12 protein-coding genes are annotated in these 20,804 nt (G+C 39.1%); all 12 read left to right on the top strand.

Annotation, left to right across the window (positions count from 1 at the left end; genetic code table 11):
• Window positions 1–290: 290 nt before the first annotated feature.
• Entirely contained in the window at window positions 291–2,741 is a 2,451-nt protein-coding gene (locus ABIB40_RS10740) for a glutaminase family protein (protein WP_354358858.1), read from the top strand.
• Between the two features lie 61 nt (window positions 2,742–2,802).
• Window positions 2,803–4,974, top strand: a complete 2,172-nt coding sequence (locus ABIB40_RS10735; RefSeq protein WP_354358856.1) for a hypothetical protein — start codon at window positions 2,803–2,805, stop codon at window positions 4,972–4,974.
• Window positions 4,975–4,994: 20 nt separating this feature from the next.
• Window positions 4,995–7,265, top strand: a complete 2,271-nt coding sequence (locus ABIB40_RS10730; protein ID WP_354358854.1) for a GH92 family glycosyl hydrolase — start codon at window positions 4,995–4,997, stop codon at window positions 7,263–7,265.
• A gap of 47 nt (window positions 7,266–7,312) precedes the next feature.
• Window positions 7,313–8,194 (top strand): ROK family protein, encoded by an 882-nt coding sequence (locus tag ABIB40_RS10725; RefSeq protein WP_354358852.1) that lies wholly within the window; start codon window positions 7,313–7,315, stop codon window positions 8,192–8,194.
• Window positions 8,195–8,393: 199 nt separating this feature from the next.
• Entirely contained in the window at window positions 8,394–9,401 is a 1,008-nt protein-coding gene (locus tag ABIB40_RS10720; RefSeq protein WP_354358850.1) for a basic secretory protein-like protein, read from the top strand.
• Between the two features lie 78 nt (window positions 9,402–9,479).
• A complete protein-coding gene (locus ABIB40_RS10715) occupies window positions 9,480–10,151 on the top strand; it encodes a basic secretory protein-like protein (RefSeq protein ID WP_354358849.1) in 672 nt (223 codons plus the stop codon).
• 54 nt (window positions 10,152–10,205) lie between these two features.
• Window positions 10,206–12,506 (top strand): GH92 family glycosyl hydrolase, encoded by a 2,301-nt coding sequence (locus tag ABIB40_RS10710; RefSeq protein ID WP_354358847.1) that lies wholly within the window; start codon window positions 10,206–10,208, stop codon window positions 12,504–12,506.
• A 125-nt stretch (window positions 12,507–12,631) separates the two neighbouring features.
• Window positions 12,632–14,017, top strand: coding sequence for a 3-keto-disaccharide hydrolase (locus ABIB40_RS10705; RefSeq protein ID WP_354358845.1), 1,386 nt, complete (start codon window positions 12,632–12,634; stop codon window positions 14,015–14,017).
• 11 nt (window positions 14,018–14,028) lie between these two features.
• A complete protein-coding gene (locus tag ABIB40_RS10700) occupies window positions 14,029–16,002 on the top strand; it encodes a c-type cytochrome (protein ID WP_354358843.1) in 1,974 nt (657 codons plus the stop codon).
• A 99-nt stretch (window positions 16,003–16,101) separates the two neighbouring features.
• The gene (locus ABIB40_RS10695) at window positions 16,102–18,453 is read left to right on the top strand and encodes a TonB-dependent receptor (protein ID WP_354358841.1); all 2,352 of its coding nucleotides are present in this window, start codon (window positions 16,102–16,104) and stop codon (window positions 18,451–18,453) included.
• A 45-nt stretch (window positions 18,454–18,498) separates the two neighbouring features.
• Window positions 18,499–19,191 (top strand): ribose-5-phosphate isomerase RpiA, encoded by a 693-nt coding sequence (rpiA, locus tag ABIB40_RS10690; RefSeq protein WP_354358839.1) that lies wholly within the window; start codon window positions 18,499–18,501, stop codon window positions 19,189–19,191.
• A gap of 199 nt (window positions 19,192–19,390) precedes the next feature.
• Window positions 19,391–20,710 carry a DUF3887 domain-containing protein gene (locus tag ABIB40_RS10685; RefSeq protein ID WP_354358837.1) on the top strand — a complete coding sequence of 440 codons (1,320 nt, stop codon included), beginning with the start codon at window positions 19,391–19,393 and terminating at the stop codon, window positions 20,708–20,710.
• Window positions 20,711–20,804: the final 94 nt, after the last annotated feature.

The raw sequence follows: 20,804 nt of genomic DNA, 5'->3' as shown, positions 1-20,804 counted from the left end.
TCAAAAGGGGGCGCCAAGTATGGCGCCCCCTTTTTTTGCCTAAAAATTAAATTCTCTCTACGACCTTTTTTTGTAGAAAAGCAACATTTTAATAAAGGTGTCGTCATACTGTAATAAATTTTCTAAAAATTTCATCACAAAATGTTTTTTGAGTAAATCGTTTTACTTACCTTAGCCAAGCTTTTGGTTAAGTATTAGCGCTTTCGTTGTAAATATGGTTACGAAATTTAGCTTCTGCTGATAGTAACATAAAAACCATGTGCTTATTTAACCGTGTAAGAAAACCAAATATGATCATAAAAAACATTTACCTTTTTTTGCTGTGCGCACTTTTCTGTACCGCCGCAAATGCTCAAGACAATGCACCAGCTTATCCATTAATTACGCATGACGCCTATTTTAGCGTATGGTCTTTTGGCGATGGTTTAAATCAATCTGTTACAAAACACTGGACAGGTAAAAATCAATCGCTTATAGGTGTGGTAAAGGTAGATGGCGTGCTCTATCGTTTTCTGGGCGAACAAACCAAGAAACGCAATACCCTATTGCCTGCATCAACTCAAAGCAACTATCAAGCGCAGTACACTTTTGATAAGCCAGCGGATAATTGGTATGAAAATAATTTTTCAGATGGCAATTGGAAACAAGGTAAAGCGCCTTTTGGCGATAATAAAGAAGCAACCACCAAGTGGAAAACTGATGACCTATACTATAGAAGAAGCTTTGATTTATCAAAGATCAACCCGGGGAAAAAATTCCTTATGCTAAACCACGATGATAATGTGGTGGTTTATTTGAATGGGAAGGAGATTTTTAAGAAAGAAGGATTTGTAAACCAATTTATTTATATCCCAATTCCCGATGGCGTGCTTACAACCGGAAAAAATGTGATGGCGATTCACGTAAAAAATACAGCTGGCGGTCGGTTTTTAGATGCGGGCATTGTAGAAGATTTGCCTAGTAGTTTAAAAATGTTGCCAGCCAAACAAACCAACGTAAGCTTAAAAGCAACCACAACCAAATACACTTTTGCTTGTGGCCCGGTAGATTTAGAAGCAAGTTTTACATCTCCATTATTATTAAACGACATAAAATTAACGGCTAGACCAGTAAGTTACATTACTTACGGCGTTAAAAGCAATGATAAGAAGGTACACAATGTAGAAATCTATTTCGGTGCCTCGTCAGATCTTGCAGTAAATACCCCAAACCAACCCGTAGATGCTTGGAAAAGTGAAAGCAAAGGGCTTTCGATATTAAAAGCCGGAACAGTAACACAGCCAGTACTTAAAAAACGTGGCGATGATGTGCGTATAGATTGGGGCTACCTGTATGTTGCTGCTCCAAATTCATATAAAGCTACCCAAATTATTGGCAACCAAACAGACAACCTAGAAGCATTTCAAAATTCCAAATACACTTCTAAAAACGAAGTGTCGAACAAATTGAGTGTAGATTTGGGAACGATTATCAACTACGGTAAAATTACCGAAAACCTTGTTCAAAAACATGTGTTGGTAGGATATGATGATGTGAAATCTGTTACCTATTTCTTTAAAGATTTATTGCCGGCATGGAAAAAAACGGGTTCCAATAATTTTGTAGATCAATTGGTACAGGCCGAAACAGATTATAAACCTGTTACCTATCTGTGTCAACAATTTGATAAAAAGCTTTACGCAGATGCAGTAAAAGCAGGTGGCGAAGATTATGCAAAACTTTGCGAAATGGCATACCGACAAAGCATCGCAGCTCATACAATTGTGTATGCCCCTAACGGTGATTTATTATTCTTATCAAAAGAAAATTTCAGTAATGGTTCTATCAACACGGTTGATATAACTTACCCTTCTGCACCAGAGTTTTTGTTGTACAATCCACAATTGTTAAAGGGAATGATGAACGGGATTTTTTATTATTCTGAAAGCGGAATATGGGCAAAGCCTTACCCCGCGCACGATTTAGGAACATACCCTGTTGCTAATGGCCAAACTTACGGCGAAGATATGCCAGTAGAAGAAGCTGGAAACATGGTAATTTTAACCACAGCAATTGCCAAAGCAGAAGGAAATGCCAACTGCGCAAAGAAACATTGGAAAGAGCTATCGGTTTGGGCAGATTATTTGCTTAGAGAAGGCTTCGACCCTACAAACCAACTTTCTACCGATGATTTTGCGGGCCATTTGGCGCGCAATGCAAACTTGTCTGTAAAGGCTATTGTTGCCTTGGGCGGCTATGCACAAATGGCGAAAAAGCTTGGCTACAATGATGTGGCAAAAAAATATCGCGATGCAGCAGAAGATATGGCGAAAAAGTGGCAGGTAATGGCCAATGATGGGGATCATTTTGCCCTAACTTTTAGTGATAAAAATACTTGGAGCCAAAAATATAATTTGGTATGGGATAAGTTGTTACAGTTAGACCTTTTTCCAAAAGAGGTGTATAAAAAAGAAATAGACTTTTACCTAACCAAACAAAATGAATTTGGCTTGCCTTTAGACAGTAGAAAAACCTACACCAAGTCTGATTGGATTATGTGGACAGCTACTTTGGCCGATAACAAAGCCGATTTTGAGAAATTTATAACGCCAGTGTATAAATATGCAACGGAGACGCCAAGTAAAGTTCCATTGAGCGATTGGCACGAAACTACAAATGGCAAGCAAGTCGGTTTCCAAGCAAGAAGTGTAGTTGGTGGTTATTTTATAAAGATGCTCGCCAATAAATGGGGCATAAAATAACATCAAAATTTAACTGAAAAACCGATTGTTAATGTCCCGAAAAGCAGCCAACCCAGACTTAATGTCAAAACATATTAAATTTTATGTTTTTGGTTTGTTATGCTGTTTTTGCACGGCAAACGTTTTAGCCCAAGAAATTAGCAAGCAAAAGACATCTTTTCAAGAAAGCAGCGCATACAGCAACTCCTTCGATATTAGAACCGATATTGCCATGGTATACGGAATTAGCGGTCGTGGTGGTAATTTCGAAGAACGGGTAAAAGGATATAGAGAAAAGGGCTACGAAGTTCAATTTATGACTGGAATTGCCTGGGGAGAATATCAAGATTACTTTTTAGGCAAATGGGACGGAAAAAACCATTTAGATGAAGGCCAGGTAACTGTAAAAGGCGATACCATTTGGCATGGTAAAAATATTCCATACATTGTCCCATCTGATAATTACCTAAGCTACATGAAAAGCCAGGTAAAACGTGCTATTGATGCAGGAGTTACCGCAATTTACTTAGAAGAGCCAGAGTTTTGGGCGAGAGCAGGCTACAGTGATGCGTTTAAAGCCGAGTGGCAAAAATATTATGGCTTTGCTTGGATGCCTCAAGACAAATCTGCCGAAGCTACCTATCTTTCCTCCAAGCTAAAGTATCAACTTTATTTTAACGCGCTTAAACAGGTATTCGCCTATATAAAAACGTATAGCGAGAGCAAAGGACCGAGAGTAAAATGTTATGTGCCAACGCACTCACTTATAAATTATTCCCTCTGGGAAATCGTTAGTCCAGAGGCAAGCTTGGCAAACTTAGAAGGAATGGACGGCTACATTGCGCAAGTTTGGACTGGTACTGCCAGAGAGCCCATTTTTTATAACGGCTTAAAGAAAGAAAGAGTGTTCGAAAACGCTTTTTTAGAATATGGTTCCATGGTTTCTATGACGGCTGCAACCGGCAGGCGTGTTTATTTTTTAACCGACCCGATAGAAGACAGGGCACATTCTTGGGATGATTACAAAGTAAATTATCAGGCAACTTTTGCAGCAGAACTTTTATATCCCAGTGTAGATACGTATGAGGTAATGCCTTGGCCAAATAGAATTTACAATGGCAAGTTTACCGTTGAAGGCATGGATGGAAAGCAGCCAATTTCTCCCGCTTATGCCACACAGATGCAAGTAATGGTAAATTCTCTAAACCAAATGCCAAAGTCTAACAATAAGGTAAATGGAAGCCATGGTATTTCGGTTTTACTGTCAAACTCCATGATGTTTCAGCGGTTCCCTACTCATAATGGTTATGACGATCCTAGCCTTTCTAATTTTTATGGCATGGCACTTCCACTATTGAAACAAGGAATACCTGTGGAAACCGTACACATGGAGAACTTGGCAAACGCAAATGCATTGAAAGGTGTTAAAGTGTTGATTATGAGTTACGCTAATATGAAGCCGCTCTCGGCAAGTTACCACAAAGAATTAACAAAATGGGTAAAAAATGGCGGCGTACTTGTTTACCTTGGCAGAGATAAAGACCCTTTCCAAACGGTAAAAGAATGGTGGAACACAAATGGAAATACTTTTAAAACCCCATCGCAACATTTATTTAAATTACTAGGCATAGCCGATGATGGTAAAGCTGGCAAATATTCTGTTGGCGCAGGAAAAGTGTACGTGTTGAGGAAAGATCCCAAAGAAAATGTTTTGGAAGAAAGCGGCGATGCGTTGTTTTTAAAGACAATTAAAACGGCATATCAGCAAGAAGCAAAAGCAGGAGACTTGGTAATTAAAAACAACTTCGTTTTGCATCGCGGACCATATATTATTGCCGCGGTGATGGATGAGGGTAAGGATAGCAAACCGCTCAACTTAAAAGGCTCTTTTATCGACTTGTTCAATCCCGAGTTGCCTGTTATAAATGAAAAAGTTATCCCGCTAGGCAGCCAAGGCTATTTGTACGATTTAAGTAAAACTGAGGATAAGCAAAAGCCTCAAACATTAGCCACAGCAGCTAGGGTTACCAATGAAACCATTACCAACGCTAGTTATGCTTTCATTGCAAAAAGCCCAGAGAATACAAATAATATCATGAGGATTTTGCTTCCGGGTAAGCCAACAGCAATTCATTTAACTTTGGATGGAAAACCTTTGAAAATTGATAAAAATACTTGGGATGAAAAATCGAGCACACTCTTACTAGGTTTCGAGAATTTTAGCCGAGGAGTTAGCGTAAATATAACATGGTAAAAAAAAATAAGTCAATGAATATGAAAATTCGTATTGCGATAGGTATCGTCTTTTGTTTTACGTACAACGCTATTTATGCTCAGCAAAAGGATTTTGTTCAATATGTAAATACGTTACAGGGAACTAACTCAGACTTTACGCTTACCCGGGGCAACACTTACCCAACTACGGCCTTACCTTTTGGTATGCATACTTGGACCCCACAAACCGGTAAAAATGGCGATGGTTGGAAATATCAGTATGCAAAAGATAAAATTAGAGGTTTTCAGCAAGCCCACCAATGCAGCTCTTGGACCAGAGACTATGCCGTTTTTTCTCTTTTTCCAGAAATAGGTAAACTGGTTGTTAACGAAGATGACCGCGAAGCAAAATTTAGCCATAAAAACGAGGTTGCAAAACCAAATTACTATAAGGTTACTTTCGATAATAAGATTACGACAGAAATTTCGCCATCAGAACGCGGGGCACATTTGCGTTTTTCTTTCCCGAAAGGAGAGAAAAGCTACCTTATTTTAGATGGTTATACACGCATAAGCGGAGTTGAAATCCATCCCAAAGAAAATAAAATAACAGGGTACGTAAACAATGGCGAAGGATTTAAAAAAGGTTGGAAAAGTTATTTTGTGCTGATATTTGATAAGCCGTTTAAGGCTTACGGTACTTGGGAAAATAAAAAGAACACCATCAATTCAGATTCGACAATAGCCGAGGGCTATGGCAAAGGCGCTTATGTGCAGTTTGCAAATGGCGAGAAAGTACAGGTTAAAACGGCTTCATCGTACATAAGTGCGGCACAGGCACAATTAAATTTGGAGAGAGAACTTGGAGATGATAAAACCTTAGAACAGACCAAAAGCAAAGCTGCAGAAGTGTGGAACAAGTCTTTAGGAAAGATAGATGTAGAAGGCGGCACTAAGGCAGATATGGAAACATTCTATTCTTGTTTTTTTAGAGCAAGTCTTTTTTCTAGGAAATTTTATGAGCTAAATGAACAAGGAAAACCTTATTATTTTAGTCCGTATGATGGAAAAGTGCACGATGGCTATATGTTTACCGATACTGGTTTTTGGGACACTTTTAGAGCTCAGTTTCCGCTAACGGCATTGATGCATCCAGAAATGCAAGGCCAATATATGCAAGCTATGCTGGCTGCCTATCAACAATGTGGTTGGCTTCCATCTTGGTCTTTCCCGAGCGAAGCCGGCAGTATGATTGGCAACCATGCCATCTCTTTATTTACCGATGCTTGGGCAAAAGGCATTAGAACTTTTGATCCGAACGAAGCATTGAAAGCTTATGCGCATGAAGCTTTTAACAAAGGGCCATGGGGTCCGGCAAACGGCAGAGACGGTTGGAAAGAATATTACGAACTTGGGTTTGTGCCTTACACAAAGTACAGAGAGGCTACGGCTAAAACTTTAGAATACGCTTACGATGATTTTTGTGCTTACGAATTAGCCAAAATGACCGGTAATAAGTTCTATATGGATGTATTTAGTCGCCAGATGTACAACTATAAAAATGTATATGATCCATCTACGCGTTTTATGCGCGGGCGCGATGAGAAAGGCAATTGGCGACCAAACTTCGATCCAACTGAATGGGGTGGGCCGTTTACCGAAGGCAATGCTTGGCATTGGGTCTGGTCGGTTTTTCAAGACACACAAGGGCTTATAGATCTAATGGGCGGAAACCAAAATTTTACTGCAAAACTAGATTCTGTCTTCTCGCAGCCAAATAAAGTTAACGTTGGAAGTTATGGTGGCATGATACACGAAATGAAAGAAATGGTTGTGGCGAACATGGGGCAGTACGCTCATGGAAACCAACCTATACAGCACATGGTGTATTTGTATAACTATGCCAATCAACCGTGGAAATCCCAATATTGGTCGCGCAAGGTAATGGATAAACTTTATTCTGGTACAGAAAACGGCTATCCGGGCGATGAAGATCAAGGGCAAACATCGTCTTGGTATGTGTTAAGTGCCATGGGCTTTTATAGCGTAACGCCGGGCACGGATCAATATGTTTTCGGCAGTCCAAAATTTAAGAAAACAACCATCAGGTTAGAGAATGGAAAAAAGTTTATCATCAACGCACCAGCAAATTCGGCAGAGAACGTGTACATTAAGTCTGCTAAATTAAACGGAAAAGATTACACGCATAACTTTATTACTTATAAAGAGTTAGCTAATGGCGGCACGCTTTCCTTAGAGATGGATAACAAGCCGAACAAGAACAGAGGATTAGCAAGTGAAGACAAGCCCTTTTCTTTAACAAAAGAATAGGTTTTTTAGAAGACAACAAAAGCAAAGATTTTACAAAATAAAAAAGCATGGAAAAACATGTTGCGTTAGGAATAGACATAGGAGGGACCCACATCACTGCCGCATTGATAGATTTAGACAATCGGCATTTAATACAAGATTCTATAAGAAGACAGCCCGTAAATTCTAAAGGTAAAAAGGAAGAAATTATAAATTCTTGGTGCAAGGTTATAAACGAAACCTTTAAAGATGTTCCCAACCAATTAAGATACATAGGTATAGCAATCCCCGGGCCGTTTGATTATGAAGAAGGCATTTCTTTAATAAAGGATCAAGACAAATTTAGGGCGCTTTATGATGTAAATATTAAAAATGAGCTTTCTGCTTGCCTCGGCATACCAAAAGATCATTTTTATTTCATTAATGATGCCGCTAGTTTTTTACAAGGAGAGGTTTATGCGGGCGCTGCCAGAGACAAATCAAGAGTGTTTGGTTTAACGCTTGGTACAGGCTTAGGCTCAGCACATTGTATAGATTTTAAATCTGTAGATGCAGATTTGTGGAACGAAGGTTTTTTAGATGGAATTGCTGAGGATTATTTTTCTACCAGATGGTTTCTAAAAAGATATAAAGAAGCAAACGGCAGAGAATTGACAGGAGTTAAAGAGTTGGTAGCGTTGTTAGATAGCGATGAAAGTGCACAACAAATATTTGACGAATTTGGCGAGAACCTTGCTAATTTCTTAGTTCCAATAATTGAATTACACCAAACAGATACCGTAGTTATTGGCGGAAACATCTCAAAAGCTTTTTTTGCTTTTTCTCAAAAGTTGATGGAAACCTTAAAGCAAAAGCACGTAGCTGTAGAAATAGCGGTATCTAAACTTAACGAACTCTCTGCAATAATTGGTGCGGCAAGCTGCTGCGAAGAATATTATATAAGTAAATAATTTAGAGTAGAGAACCATACTGCTCTTTTGCTAGGTGGTTTTTAGCTTTGCGGTAATGCGAAGTGCTTTGCTACTATTTTTAAGTTTTGTGAATAGTAGAATAAGGCAGTGTGTGATTTCATTTCGAAAACCAGTAAACCACCGTTCATCTAAATTATCGTTTTATGTCAGCTTTAAATACTTTATTAAACTCAAAATAATGATGAATAGAATTTTAATTCTTATTTCCGTGCTGCTTTTTTCAATTAGTGCATCGGCACAAACCGATTCTGTGAAAAGAAATAGATATACGTTGGTTTTCGAAAATCCAAGTTCGCTAACAAACCCCAAAGTAAAAGATAAGGTTGTAGATGCTTTTTTTAAAGCCTATCCGGCTTTTGCGCGCGCAGATGGTTATCGTACAAAAAGAAAAGTTAGTTTAACCATAAAACCTAGCCTAGAAAAAGTGTTGGCCGCAAAAGAGGGAGAAATTTTAGTGGATAGCGCATGGATAAATGGAAATCCAAAGAATATTGATAAAATCTTGGAGGCAAGTTTATCGTCTCATTGGCAGCTTTCAGACACCACAAAGCATCACGGCTATACACTGGTGTTTGTAAGCAAGGATCCAAATTTAGATCCCGAAGTTAAGAAGACATTAACAGAAACATATTTTGCCGTTTATCCAAAACTTAGGAAAACCTTTAATAAAAAAGCAAGGAAGGACGTTCTTTTTGTAATAGATACTGCATATAAGGCAGTTGCAGAGGCAAGTGACGGGCGCATTTTATTTAGCGCGGCTTATATGAAAGCTCATCCCACAGATATAGATATTGTAACCCACGAAGGCATGCATGTGGTGCAAGTGTATGATTATGGATCCGGCCCAGTTTGGCTAACGGAGGGAATTGCAGATTATGTTAGGTACAAATATGGCTATGATAATGTTGGCTCTAAATGGTATTTGCCCGCCTACAACGCTAAACAAAGTTATACCAACAGTTACCGCGTTACTGCACGTTTCTTTGTTTGGCTAGAACAAAACGTTAAGCCAGAAATTATTAAAACAATAGATGGTTTACTGCGGAAGAAACAATACACGTTAGATTCTTGGAAAAGTTTAACTGGGAAAACACTCGATGAGCTTTGGGCAGAGTATGGTAAAAAACCTAATAAAATCCACTTAGAATACTCGGATCGGAAAACAGGTAAAATGGTTGTTAAGTAAGTTTTTTGAGAGATTTGAGCACAAGTTTTGCAATAATAAAACGATTTAGTAAATTGTCCTCCCAATAGGTTTTAAAAAATGAAGAGATTTTCGGTTTACACCATCTTATTTTTGTTCTCGTGTTTAATTATAAATAGTAGTCAGGCACAGGAAAAGATAAAGAAAAAGGGCTATACGTTACTTTTTGAGAGCAACGATGCAACTTTTAGTCCGCAGCTGAAACAACGGCTTATAAAAACTTTTTTTGAGGTATACCCAAAATTGGCAGCAGAGTACAATCCAAAAACATTAAAAACCGTAACTTTTTCTATAGATACAACTTATGACGGGGTTGCGGCAACTGCCAATGGCAAGGTAACTTTTAACCCGGCATATATGTCAAAACATGCTGGAGATATAGATGTAGTAACCCACGAAACCATGCATATTGTGCAAGATTATGGAAACAGCCTTGGGCCAGGTTGGCTAACAGAAGGTATTGCCGATTTTGCCCGTTACAAATTTGGAATTGCTAATGAAGAGGCACACTGGAAACTAGTGCCACCAAAAGAAAGCGATAGTTATAAAAACAGCTACAGGACCACGGCGGCTTTTTTCGCTTGGATGGAAAAGAACATCAAACCAGGAATAGTAAAAACGGTAGATGCTAAGCTTAGAGACCATACTTACACCTCAGAAATTTGGAAAGATCAAACCGGGAAAGACCTTGATGATTTATGGCAAGAGTATTTGAAAAATCCAAATATTTAGATACCTTGAACAGACCAACTAAAATAGATATACACTAACCAAATACACACAAAAATGAAAAAACTATTAATCGTTTTATTTACGCTGGCTGTTAGTCACAGTTTTGCGCAAACAAATATGCCTCTTGTTGGGCCTATTGTAGATCCCGTAGATTGGATCAATCCATTAATGGGTACCGATTCAGATCCAAGTTTATCTAATGGAAATACCTACCCGGCAATTGGTGTGCCTTGGGGCATGAACATGTGGACCCCACAAACCGGAAAAAACGGCGATGGTTGGGCATATCAATACAGCAAAAACAAAATATTAGGTTTTAAACAAACACATCAGCCATCTCCTTGGATGAACGATTATGGCGCATTTTCGTTGATGCCTGTGGTAGGTAAGTTAAAAGTTACAGACGATGAGCGTGCCAGTTGGTTTAGCCATAAGGCAGAGGTATCTAAGCCATATTATTACAGCGTTTATTTGGCTGATTATGATGTTACCACTGAGATTACGCCAACCGAGAGAGCTGCACAATTTAGATTTACGTTTCCTAAAACAGACAGCGCTTACATTGTGGTAGATGCGCAAAACAAAGGTTCGTACATTAAAATTATGCCTAAAGAGCGTAAAATTATTGGTTATACAACCAAATATGCACGCGGCCCATTACCAAAAAACTTTAAAAATTATTTTGTAATTTATTTTGATAAGGATTTCGATATATCTAAAACCTGGAGCAGCAAGGCAGCTATTACCGATGACTTGGAATTGCAAAGCGATCAAAGTGGTGCGGTTATCGGGTTCAAAACAAAAAAAGGTGAACAGGTTAATGCTAAAGTTGCCTCTTCCTTTATAAGTTTTGAGCAAGCAGAACTTAACTTAAAAAGAGAACTTTCTAACGATGGCTTTGATGCCACAAAGGCAAAAGCAAAAGCGGTTTGGAACAAAACTTTAAGTAAGGTATTGGTAGAAGGTGGTACAGTAGATCAAACCAGAACATTTTATTCTTGTATGTACCGCACGCTGTTTTTCCCAAATAAATTGTATGAGATAAATGCCGATAATAAAATTGTGCACTGGAGCCCATACAATGGCAAGACTTTACCAGGTTATATGTTTGGTGGCACTGGTTTTTGGGATACTTTTAGAGCACTTTACCCTTTCCTAAATTTGGTTTATCCTTCTATTAACAAAGAAATGCAAGAAGGGCTAATAAACGATTATAAAGAAGGCGGCTGGTTGCCAGAGTGGAGCAGCCCAGGCTATGCCAACATTATGGTGGGTAATAATTCTGCCTCTATAGTAGCCGATGCTTATATAAAAGGTGGCCGTGGGTACGATATTAACACCCTTTGGGATGCGTTAAAACACGGAGCAAATGGGCAAGGGCCAATGGACGCTGTTGGTCGTAATGGCTTTGAGTATTACAATAAATTAGGTTATGTGCCTTATGATGTAAAAATAGGAGAGAACGCAGCCAAAACTTTAGAGTATTCTTATGATGATTTTGCCATCTATCAATTAGGTAAAAAATTGGGTAAGCCAGCATCTGAGATAGACATCTATAAAAAAAGAGCCATGAATTATAAAAATCTTTTTGATAAAAGGGTTGGCTTAATGCGTGGAAAAAACGAAGATGGAACTTTCCAAAGTCCTTTTAGTCCGTTTAAATGGGGCGGAGCATTTACAGAAGGTAACAGCTGGCACTACACATGGTCGGTTTTTCAAGACATTGATGGATTGGCAAAAATGATGGGTGGCCATGATAAGTTTGTGGAGAAATTAGATTCTGTATTCTCTATGCCTCCAGTGTTTGATGAAAGCGCTTATGGCGGAGTAATCCATGAAATTAGAGAAATGCAAATTGCCGGAATGGGCCAATACGCACATGGAAACCAGCCTATTCAGCACATGATCTATTTGTATAATTACGGAGGTGCACCTTACAAAACCCAATATTGGGCTAGAGAAACCATGAATAGAATGTACCATGCAACGCCAGATGGTTATTGTGGCGATGAAGATAACGGACAGACATCTGCTTGGTATGTGTTTTCTGCAATGGGTTTTTATCCCGTAACTCCAGCAACAGATCAGTACGTATTGGGAGCGCCGTTATTTAGAAAAATTACCATTAGCTTAGAAAATGGTAAGAAGGTTGTAATAAACGCGCCGAAAAACAGCGCTAAAAATCTTTATGTAAACTCATTGAAGATGGATGGCAAACCTTACTCTAAAAACTGGTTAAGTCATTCGGCTTTGCAGAAAGGTGCAGTTTTAGATTTCGATATGAGCGCTACGCCTAATAAGCAACGCGGCTCTAACCCTGCAGATTTTCCTTACTCTTTGTCAACAGATAAATAAAATTTAAACGGGCTTGGAGGCAATTGCGCCGCCAAGCCTGTTCTTTAAGTTTAATTTCACTTTATTAAGCTTAGGTACCTAATCAGATATTAACTATGAAAATTTTTAAATTTCGAGCGTTTGCGATGGCTTTACCCCTTGCACTCTTGGCAAACTTCGGTTTTGCACAAACCCAAACAATTAGTCTGGATGATCTGTCAGCTTTTAAAAACGCAGGAAAAAACTGGTCTATTGTTGGAGGCGTAACCACAGACTTATCAAAGAACGATGCTATAGAAAGCACCAAAGGAACGGGCATTTTGCTCTGTTCTTCTAGCGAAAAAAATCACGGTGCTGATTTGTTTACGAACGAACAATTTGGAAATGCTGTTTTGGAATTAGATTACCTTATGGCAAAAGGAGGCAACTCTGGAATTTATCTGCAAGGAAATTATGAAGTTCAGTTAGAAGATTCTTGGGGACTTAGAAATCCAACTTCTGCTAACAATGGTGGTATTTATGGCCGTTGGGATGCATCTAGACCAAAAGGCGATGAAGTGGTTGGTGGCTTTGCTCCTCGACAAAATGTAAGTAAGGCACCAGGGCTTTGGCAACATATAAAAATCGTTTTTCAGGCGCCAACTTTTGATGCTTCTGGCAGCAAGACAGCAAATGCAAAAATTTTACAGGTTGAACTCAACGGCGTCCTTATCCACGAAAATATCGAATTAGTTGGCCCAACCAGAGGCAATGCAGGTAAAGAGGTGGCCAAGGCATCTTTGCGTCTACAAGGAGATCATGGATCGGTTGCATTTAGAAACATCAGTATAAAGCCGTTTCAAGATTATGCAGTAAAAGAACAACGTGGCGGTGCAGATCCAATTTATGTAGAGGCGAACAGCAATGTAAACCTTCGTAGTTTTGTTCCTTTAGAAAACAATGTGCTAGCACCGCATGGCATTTCGGTTGGTGGCCCAGAGCAAGTAAGTTTCAGTTACGATTTAGATAAAGGCATGCTTATGAAAGCTTGGCACGGGCATTTCTTAGAGACCACTGCAATGTGGGATGGTCGTGGAAACGGAACATCGAAACCACAAGGCAATGTTACTTATTTTACAAAAAAACTTATTCCATCTGTTGCTATGTTAAAGGGCAGTAAAGATAGTTGGCCAACTGATACCGTTGGTTCTGGCTATAGACCCAAAGGTTACGTAATGGATGCAGAAGATAGACCAGAGTTTAAATACATTACTTACGGAACGAAAATTAACGATGCCATTAAAGCTATGCCTGATGGCCACGGTTTAAACAGAGAGATTTCTACCGATAAATCAACAAAAGACCTATATCTGCTTTTGGCAAATGCAACAGACATTCAAGAAATAGAAAAGGGGTTGTATGTGCTAAACGATAAGTCTTACTACATTAAAATTAATGAGGCAGATGGCAAACCAATTATTCGGGATAACAACGGGATGAAGCAATTGATTATGCCAATTGGCAGCAAATTAAATTATTCAATCCTATTTTAAGCAAATACAACATGAAATTTTTAAACAGAAAAAGCGCAATTGTTGCATTGGCACTAAGTCTAATAACGGCTGGCGCAAGCTTTTCGCAAGAAACACCAAAAGAAGAAGACTTCTTTAAAATAAATAAAGTTAGAGTACCCGAGGGAGTTATTTTAGAGGTTGGCGGATTAGCCACTTTGCCAAATGGCGATTTGGGAATATCTACACGCCGAGGCGAGGTTTATATTGTAGAAAACCCAACAGGAACAAGGCCTTATTTTAGAAAATTTGCATCGGGTTTACATGAAATTTTAGGTTTAGCCTATAAAGATGGAGCTATCTACGTTGCGCAACGTGGCGAATTAACCAAATTAATAGACAAGAACATGGACGGCAAAGCCGATGTGTATGAAACTATTTATGCTTGGCCGCTTAGTGGGCATTATCATGAGTATAGCTTCGGGCCAAAAATAATGCCCGATGGTACATTTATGGTTACCGCAAACGTTGCCTTCGGCGATGAAGAATGGTGGCGCGCAGAAAGTCGTGTGCCGATGCGTGGCTGGGCAATGAACATTACCGAAGATGGAAAAATGATGCCTTATGCAGCTGGTTTTCGTTCTCCTGCGGGGATAAGTTTATTAGATGGCCAATTTTATTATACAGAAAACCAAGGCGACTGGGTTGGTTCCGGTGGTTTATGGAAAGTAAATAAAGGCGATTTTATGGGACACCCAGCAAGTCTCCGTTGGGCAGATAGACCAGATTCTCCAGTAAAATTGGATTCTACTTTTTTCTACACCCACATGGACGAAAGGCGTGTAAAAGATGCCAAAGGGCGCCAGATCAAACCCGAAAATCGGGTAAATGAGAAATTTACTACGCTTCACGAACAGCAAAAAACATTTCCTTCATTAAAATTGCCGGAGGTTATTTTACCACATGGTATTTTGGGAATTTCCACTTCAGAAGCTGTAAAAATTCCTGAAGGAACTTTCGGCCCTTTTGCAGGTCAGGTTTTAATAGGTGATCAGGGAATGAGCATCATTTCTCGCGTGTTTTTAGAAACAGTAAAAGGCCAAGAACAGGGAGCAGCATTTTTGTTTAGAAAAGGTTTCCGTTCTGGTGTGTTAAGGTTGGCGTGGGCACAAGATGGTTCGTTGTTTGTAGGAGAGACCAACAGAGGTTGGGGTTCTGCCGGCGATGCAAACGAGGGCTTAGAACGCGTTACTTATAACGACAAAATTCCATTTGAGATGAAGGCCGTTAGAGCAATGCCCGATGGATTTGAGGTTGAGTTTACAAAACCTGTAGATCCTAAATCTGCAGAAGATTTGGCTTCTTATTCGGTAGAGAGCTTTACTTATAAATATCAACCAGTATATGGTTCTCCGCCAGTTAACCAAGAAACGTTAAAAATTAGCGGTGTTAAATTGTCGCCTGATGGCTTGAAAGCTAGATTAATTGTTCAGGGTTTACGCCCATATTATGTTCATACTTTAACTTTAGATGGGATTAGAAGTAAAGAAAATTTTTATTCTTTAATACATCCGGTAGCTTTTTACACTTTAAACGCTATACCCGACGGCGCAAAACTTTCTATGAAAGGGGTAAGTACTAAGAACTCGTCAGTCAGTACAACCGGAAAGCCTTTACCTACAGCTGTTAAGACAGCGCCTGAGAAAGCTAATGCCGATAATCCTAACGCTCCCAACGCTCTTAACGGTGCTAAGCAAATGGTTGCAAAAGCACCAACTTACAAAGAAGTAGAAGGCTTGCTAACCAAAAACACCTGTTTGGCTTGCCATAACCCAACTAAAAGACAAATTGGCCCAGCCTTCTCAGAGGTTGCAAAGCGTAATTATTCTAACGAGCGAATTTTGAAACTGATTCATAACCCTGAGCCAAAAAATTGGCCTGGTTATTCTACGGAGATGCCACCAATGCCACAGGTTGCCAAAGCAGATGCACTTAAAATAGCTGCTTGGATAAACTCTCTTAAATAATACTTCGTTTGCATTTAAAAGTTTAATTTGCACCCTAATTTATTTCACAACGGTTGGCACTAACGCCAACCGTTGTTTTTTAAAGCGTTTGAATCTCTAATGAAAAATTTTTTATTTTTAGCCTTATTAATTATTAGCGCTGCGGCAAGCGCACAACAGAACATAAAATTTGAAGGTGGTGTGCTAAACTATTCAAAGCAGCATCTGCCAAACGTACTTGTACAAGTAATAAATACATCTATTGTAACAAAAACAGATGCCGATGGGAATTTTACCCTTTCTAATCTCCCATCGCGAAAGCTAAGTCTAAAATTTTCTGCGGTGGGCTATGCCGATAAAGTATTAAAGTTAGACCTTCAAAGCGATACTTATTATGTAATTACCTTAACCTCATCAAGTTTAGCGCTAGATGATATAGTGGTCAGTTCAGAAAAAAGCGAGCAAAAATTACAAGAGTTGCCTGCAAGCGTTACTTCTTTATCTGCACAAAAAGTAGAAGATTATCGCATCCAGAATACCCGAGATTTGGCTGGTATTGTGCCAAATTTGTACAGCAGCAATCCAGGTGATGGGAGAAACATAACATCTATTAGAGGCATCGGAACCACATCTTACGATCAGGCAGTGGCTACTTATATAGATGGAGTAAATCAATTTGGATTAGATACCTACATTGCATCTCTGTTTGATGTTGAAAGCATAGAGGTGCTACGTGGACCACAAGGCACGCTTTATGGGCGAAATGCCATGGGTGGCGTAATCAACATCATTACCAAAAAACCAACCAATACTGTTAGCGGTTTTCTGGGTGCCGACTTTGGAAAATTTGGCCAACAGCGTTATAGTGCTGGCATCAGGCTGCCACTGGTTCAAAATCATCTGTATTTTGGCGCTGCCGGATTGTATAGCAAGCAAGATGGTTTCTATACCAACACTTTTAACAATGCTAAGTTCGATAAGTTGCACGGTTTTTTAGGGAACTATTATTTAAAATATATACCTACTGATAAATTCTCGCTTACCTTAAATGTTAAGCACAACGAGAATAGAAATAACGGTACTTTTCCGCTTACCGGAAGTGTAGAAGAGGCTTTAAAACATCCTTTCGAGGTAAATCAGAATGCCATAACCGAGATGGTTGATAACTTGTTTAACGCTTCTCTATCTGCCAATTACTATGGAGATAAAATAAGTGTTAGCTCTCAAACCGCATATCAAAACAATTACAGGTATTATACCCAGCCAATCGACGGCGATTTTTCTCCGATAGATGGAGTTTCTATCATCAACAATTATGGTAAAGACTGGAATAAGGTGCAGGTGTATACACAAGAGTTTAAATTCAGTTCGCCAGCTACCTTTAGCAAACTAAAGTGGCTAGGCGGGCTTTATGGATTTTATCAAACCAACCCAGTTAAACAAGGAACGCATTTTGGCGCAGATGGGGGATTACTTGGTGCGCCATTTCCAAATTTTACCACCGTAAACACCAATACAGGTAAAGGGTACGGTTTAGCCGCTTTCGGCCAATTAAGTTATTCTATTACGCCTAAACTTTTAGCTACTCTTGGCTTGCGTTATGATTACGAACATAAGAAACTAAACGTGCAAGGAGAGTTTGTAATGGATGGCGCCGATGCCGTAATTACCCAGAAAGATACCGCGGGGAAAGCTACTTTTAAAGCATTTTCTCCAAAGTTTTCTTTAGCATACAAAATAGCCGAACAGAGTAACCTATATGCAAGCTACAGCAGAGGTTTTAGGGCGGGCGGAATTACCCAACTCGGTTCAGACCCATCGGTATTGCCACTTGTAGCCTATAAGCCAGAATATAGCGATAACTATGAGATTGGTATAAAAAATGAGTTTCTAGATCAAAAATTAAGGTTAAATTTATCTTATTTCTACATCAATTTAACCGATGCACAGGTGCCTGTTTTAATTTTACCAGATGCGGTAACTGTTACAAAAAATGCAGGAAAGTTGCATAGCGAGGGCGTGGAGATGGAACTTGCTGCAAAACCAGTAAAAGGTTTGGATGTGGCATACAATTTAGGTTACGCAGATGCTGTTTATAAAACCCTAAGTTTGCCGGTAGATGGTAAAGAGGTAAATTACAATGGAAACAGACAAGTTTACACGCCGAGTGTCACTTCCTCTACCGCTGTGCAATACAGCTATCAGATAAAGAAATCGTCTAATTTAAGCTTACTTGCCAGGGGCGAATGGTTTTACATTGGTAACCAATTTTACGATCTTGCCAATAGAATAGAACAAAAAGGCTACAGTTTGTTAAACGCAAAGATTGGGGTTTCTAATAAAAATTACGAAATTTATTTCTGGGGAAGAAACCTAGACAATAAAACCTATATAGATTACGCATACGATTTTGGCGCAGCACATTTAGGCAATCCCCGTACATTTGGCTTGTCTGTAAAGACAAAGTTTTAAGGAAGTTGACATTACCTACGGGCAAATTTTTAAAAACAATCAATAATGAAAAACGAGCAGTTATCTCCATCTGAAATTGAAAAAAAAGCTGCGGCTTTGGCGGCAGTAGAATTTGTTAAAAATGGAGACTTGGTGGGTCTCGGCACCGGAAGCACAGCCAAATATGCCATTGAAGCAATTGGACAGAAAGTTAAATCTGGGCTGAACATTAAAACTGTCGCAACTTCTATTAAAACCGCCCAACTAGCAGCTAGTTTTGGCATAGAAGTGATGGATCTTAGTAAGGTGGGTTATTTAGACATAAGCATAGATGGCGCAGACGAATTTACCAAAAATTTAGATTTAATTAAAGGTGGCGGCGGCGCACTATTTAGAGAAAAGATAGTGGCATCATTAACTAAAAATAGTATTATTATTGCAGACTCTTCTAAGCTAGTAGCAGCTTTAGGAGCTTTTACCTTGCCCATAGAAATAGTTCCATTGGCTTATCAATACGCATTTGAGGAAATAGAGAAGTTGGGCGGAAAGTGTGTGTTGAGGAAAGCAGACGGAGAAATTTATAAAACGGATAACGGGAATGTTATTTTAGATACTGATTTTGGTTTGATTAAAAAGCCAGAAAACCTCTCTATGCGCTTAAACCAGATTGTAGGTGTTTTTGCACAAGGATTATTTATTGGCTTAACGCAAAAAATAATTATGGCGAAGGAGAACTCTGTTGAAGTTTTTGAGAAATAAAAAGTTAATAAAAACGGGGAGGCTGCCTAAGCAACTTCCCCGCAATCTAAATTAACGCTCTCAGTAACTAAACGTTCTATTCTTTAAAATGTTTTAAAAAAATAAAAAAAAATACAACGGGCTAAAATCTACGTTTGCAGATGTTTTTTGCGTAAAAGTGTAAATTATCAGGTAAATTACGCCCAACATATCAATTAATATGAGACGAATTTATTTGCTTGCCATTGCCGTATTCTTTTCTTCCTCGGCCTTTTCTCAAAATGTATTAAGCCTTTTTAAAAATGCAAATGATTTTTTTCAACTCATGCAAGAGGAAAAATTTCACGATGCCTATGCTTTTTTTGATGACACCCTAAAAACCAAGCTGCCAGAAAAAAACCTGCAAGAGCTTTGGGGAAACATTATAGGGAAATGTGGCGCGGTAGAAAGTTTAGAGGCTATTGAAAGCAAGGCGCAAGGTAAATTTTATGCCGTTACAGTAGAAGGGAAATTTAAAAATATAGATCAAAATTTTCTGCTCGGGTTTGACAGTGCTCAAAAAATTGTGGGTATTTTTATAGCTCCAAAACGTGTGGAACAAACATACACATTGCCAAGTTATGCCGACACCGCGCTTTATATAGAAAAACCGCTTTACATTGGTGCCGGCAACAATCAGTTGGCCGCCGTATTAACCGTTCCAAAAAATATAAAAAGCTTCCCAATCGTGGTTTTTGTACACGGATCTGGCCCAAATGATATGGATGAAACTTTTGGCCCGAATAAGCCGTTTAAAGATTTAGCCGCTGGCTTGGCCTCTAAAGGTATCGCTTCGTTAAGATATGTTAAGCGCACATTAATTTATCCAAATGAATTTGTTGGGGCTTTTACAGTTAACGAAGAAACCACGAAAGATGCAATTGCGGCCATTGATGTAGCAACAAAGGTAGAAGGAGCAAAGAAAAATGGAGTTTATGTTTTCGGACATAGTTTAGGTGGCATGCTCGCACCAAGAATCGCCATGCTTTCGCCAAATCTAGGCGGCATCATTTTGGCTGCTGCGCCCGCGAGAAAATTGACAGATTTGATAGTTGAACAGAGTAAGTATCAATTTTCGATTTCTAAAGACACCACAGCTGCGGGCAAGACCCGTTTTGAACAGATTTTAAAAGAGGTAGAAAAAGGAAACATTACTAAGCTTGGAAACATGAAGGCAGATTCTATTCTTGTTGGTTTACCAGCATCTTATTGGGTAGACCTCAACAATTACAATCAGGTAGAAACGGCTAAGAAACTGTCGAAAACTAGGATATTAATTGTTCAGGGTGGCAATGATTTTCAGGTTAGCAAAACTGATTTTGATTTGTGGGAGAAGAGTTTGGGCAAGCGGAGAAATGTAACCTTAAAATTCTATCCGGAGCTAAACCACTTACTTAGCAAGCAATCAGAAAAAGGGACAGCAGCTCAATACAACATTCCAGCAAGCGTATCTGTAAATCTGGTAGATGATGTGGCGAATTGGATCATTGATAAAAATTAGAATTTTTCTCGCAGTTATCCAAGATGGATTGCCGTATTGGTTGCACGTTGCTTCGATGAAAATGAGGCTAAATTGGGCAAGAAAGTCGTATTGA

Origin of the sequence: Pedobacter sp. UYP30 (assembly GCF_040547165.1) — a bacterium.
Classification (GTDB): Bacteria; Bacteroidota; Bacteroidia; order Sphingobacteriales; family Sphingobacteriaceae; genus Pedobacter.
The sequence above is the reverse complement of the archived record's forward strand: the minus strand, read 5'-3'. Positions and strand labels throughout refer to the sequence as shown.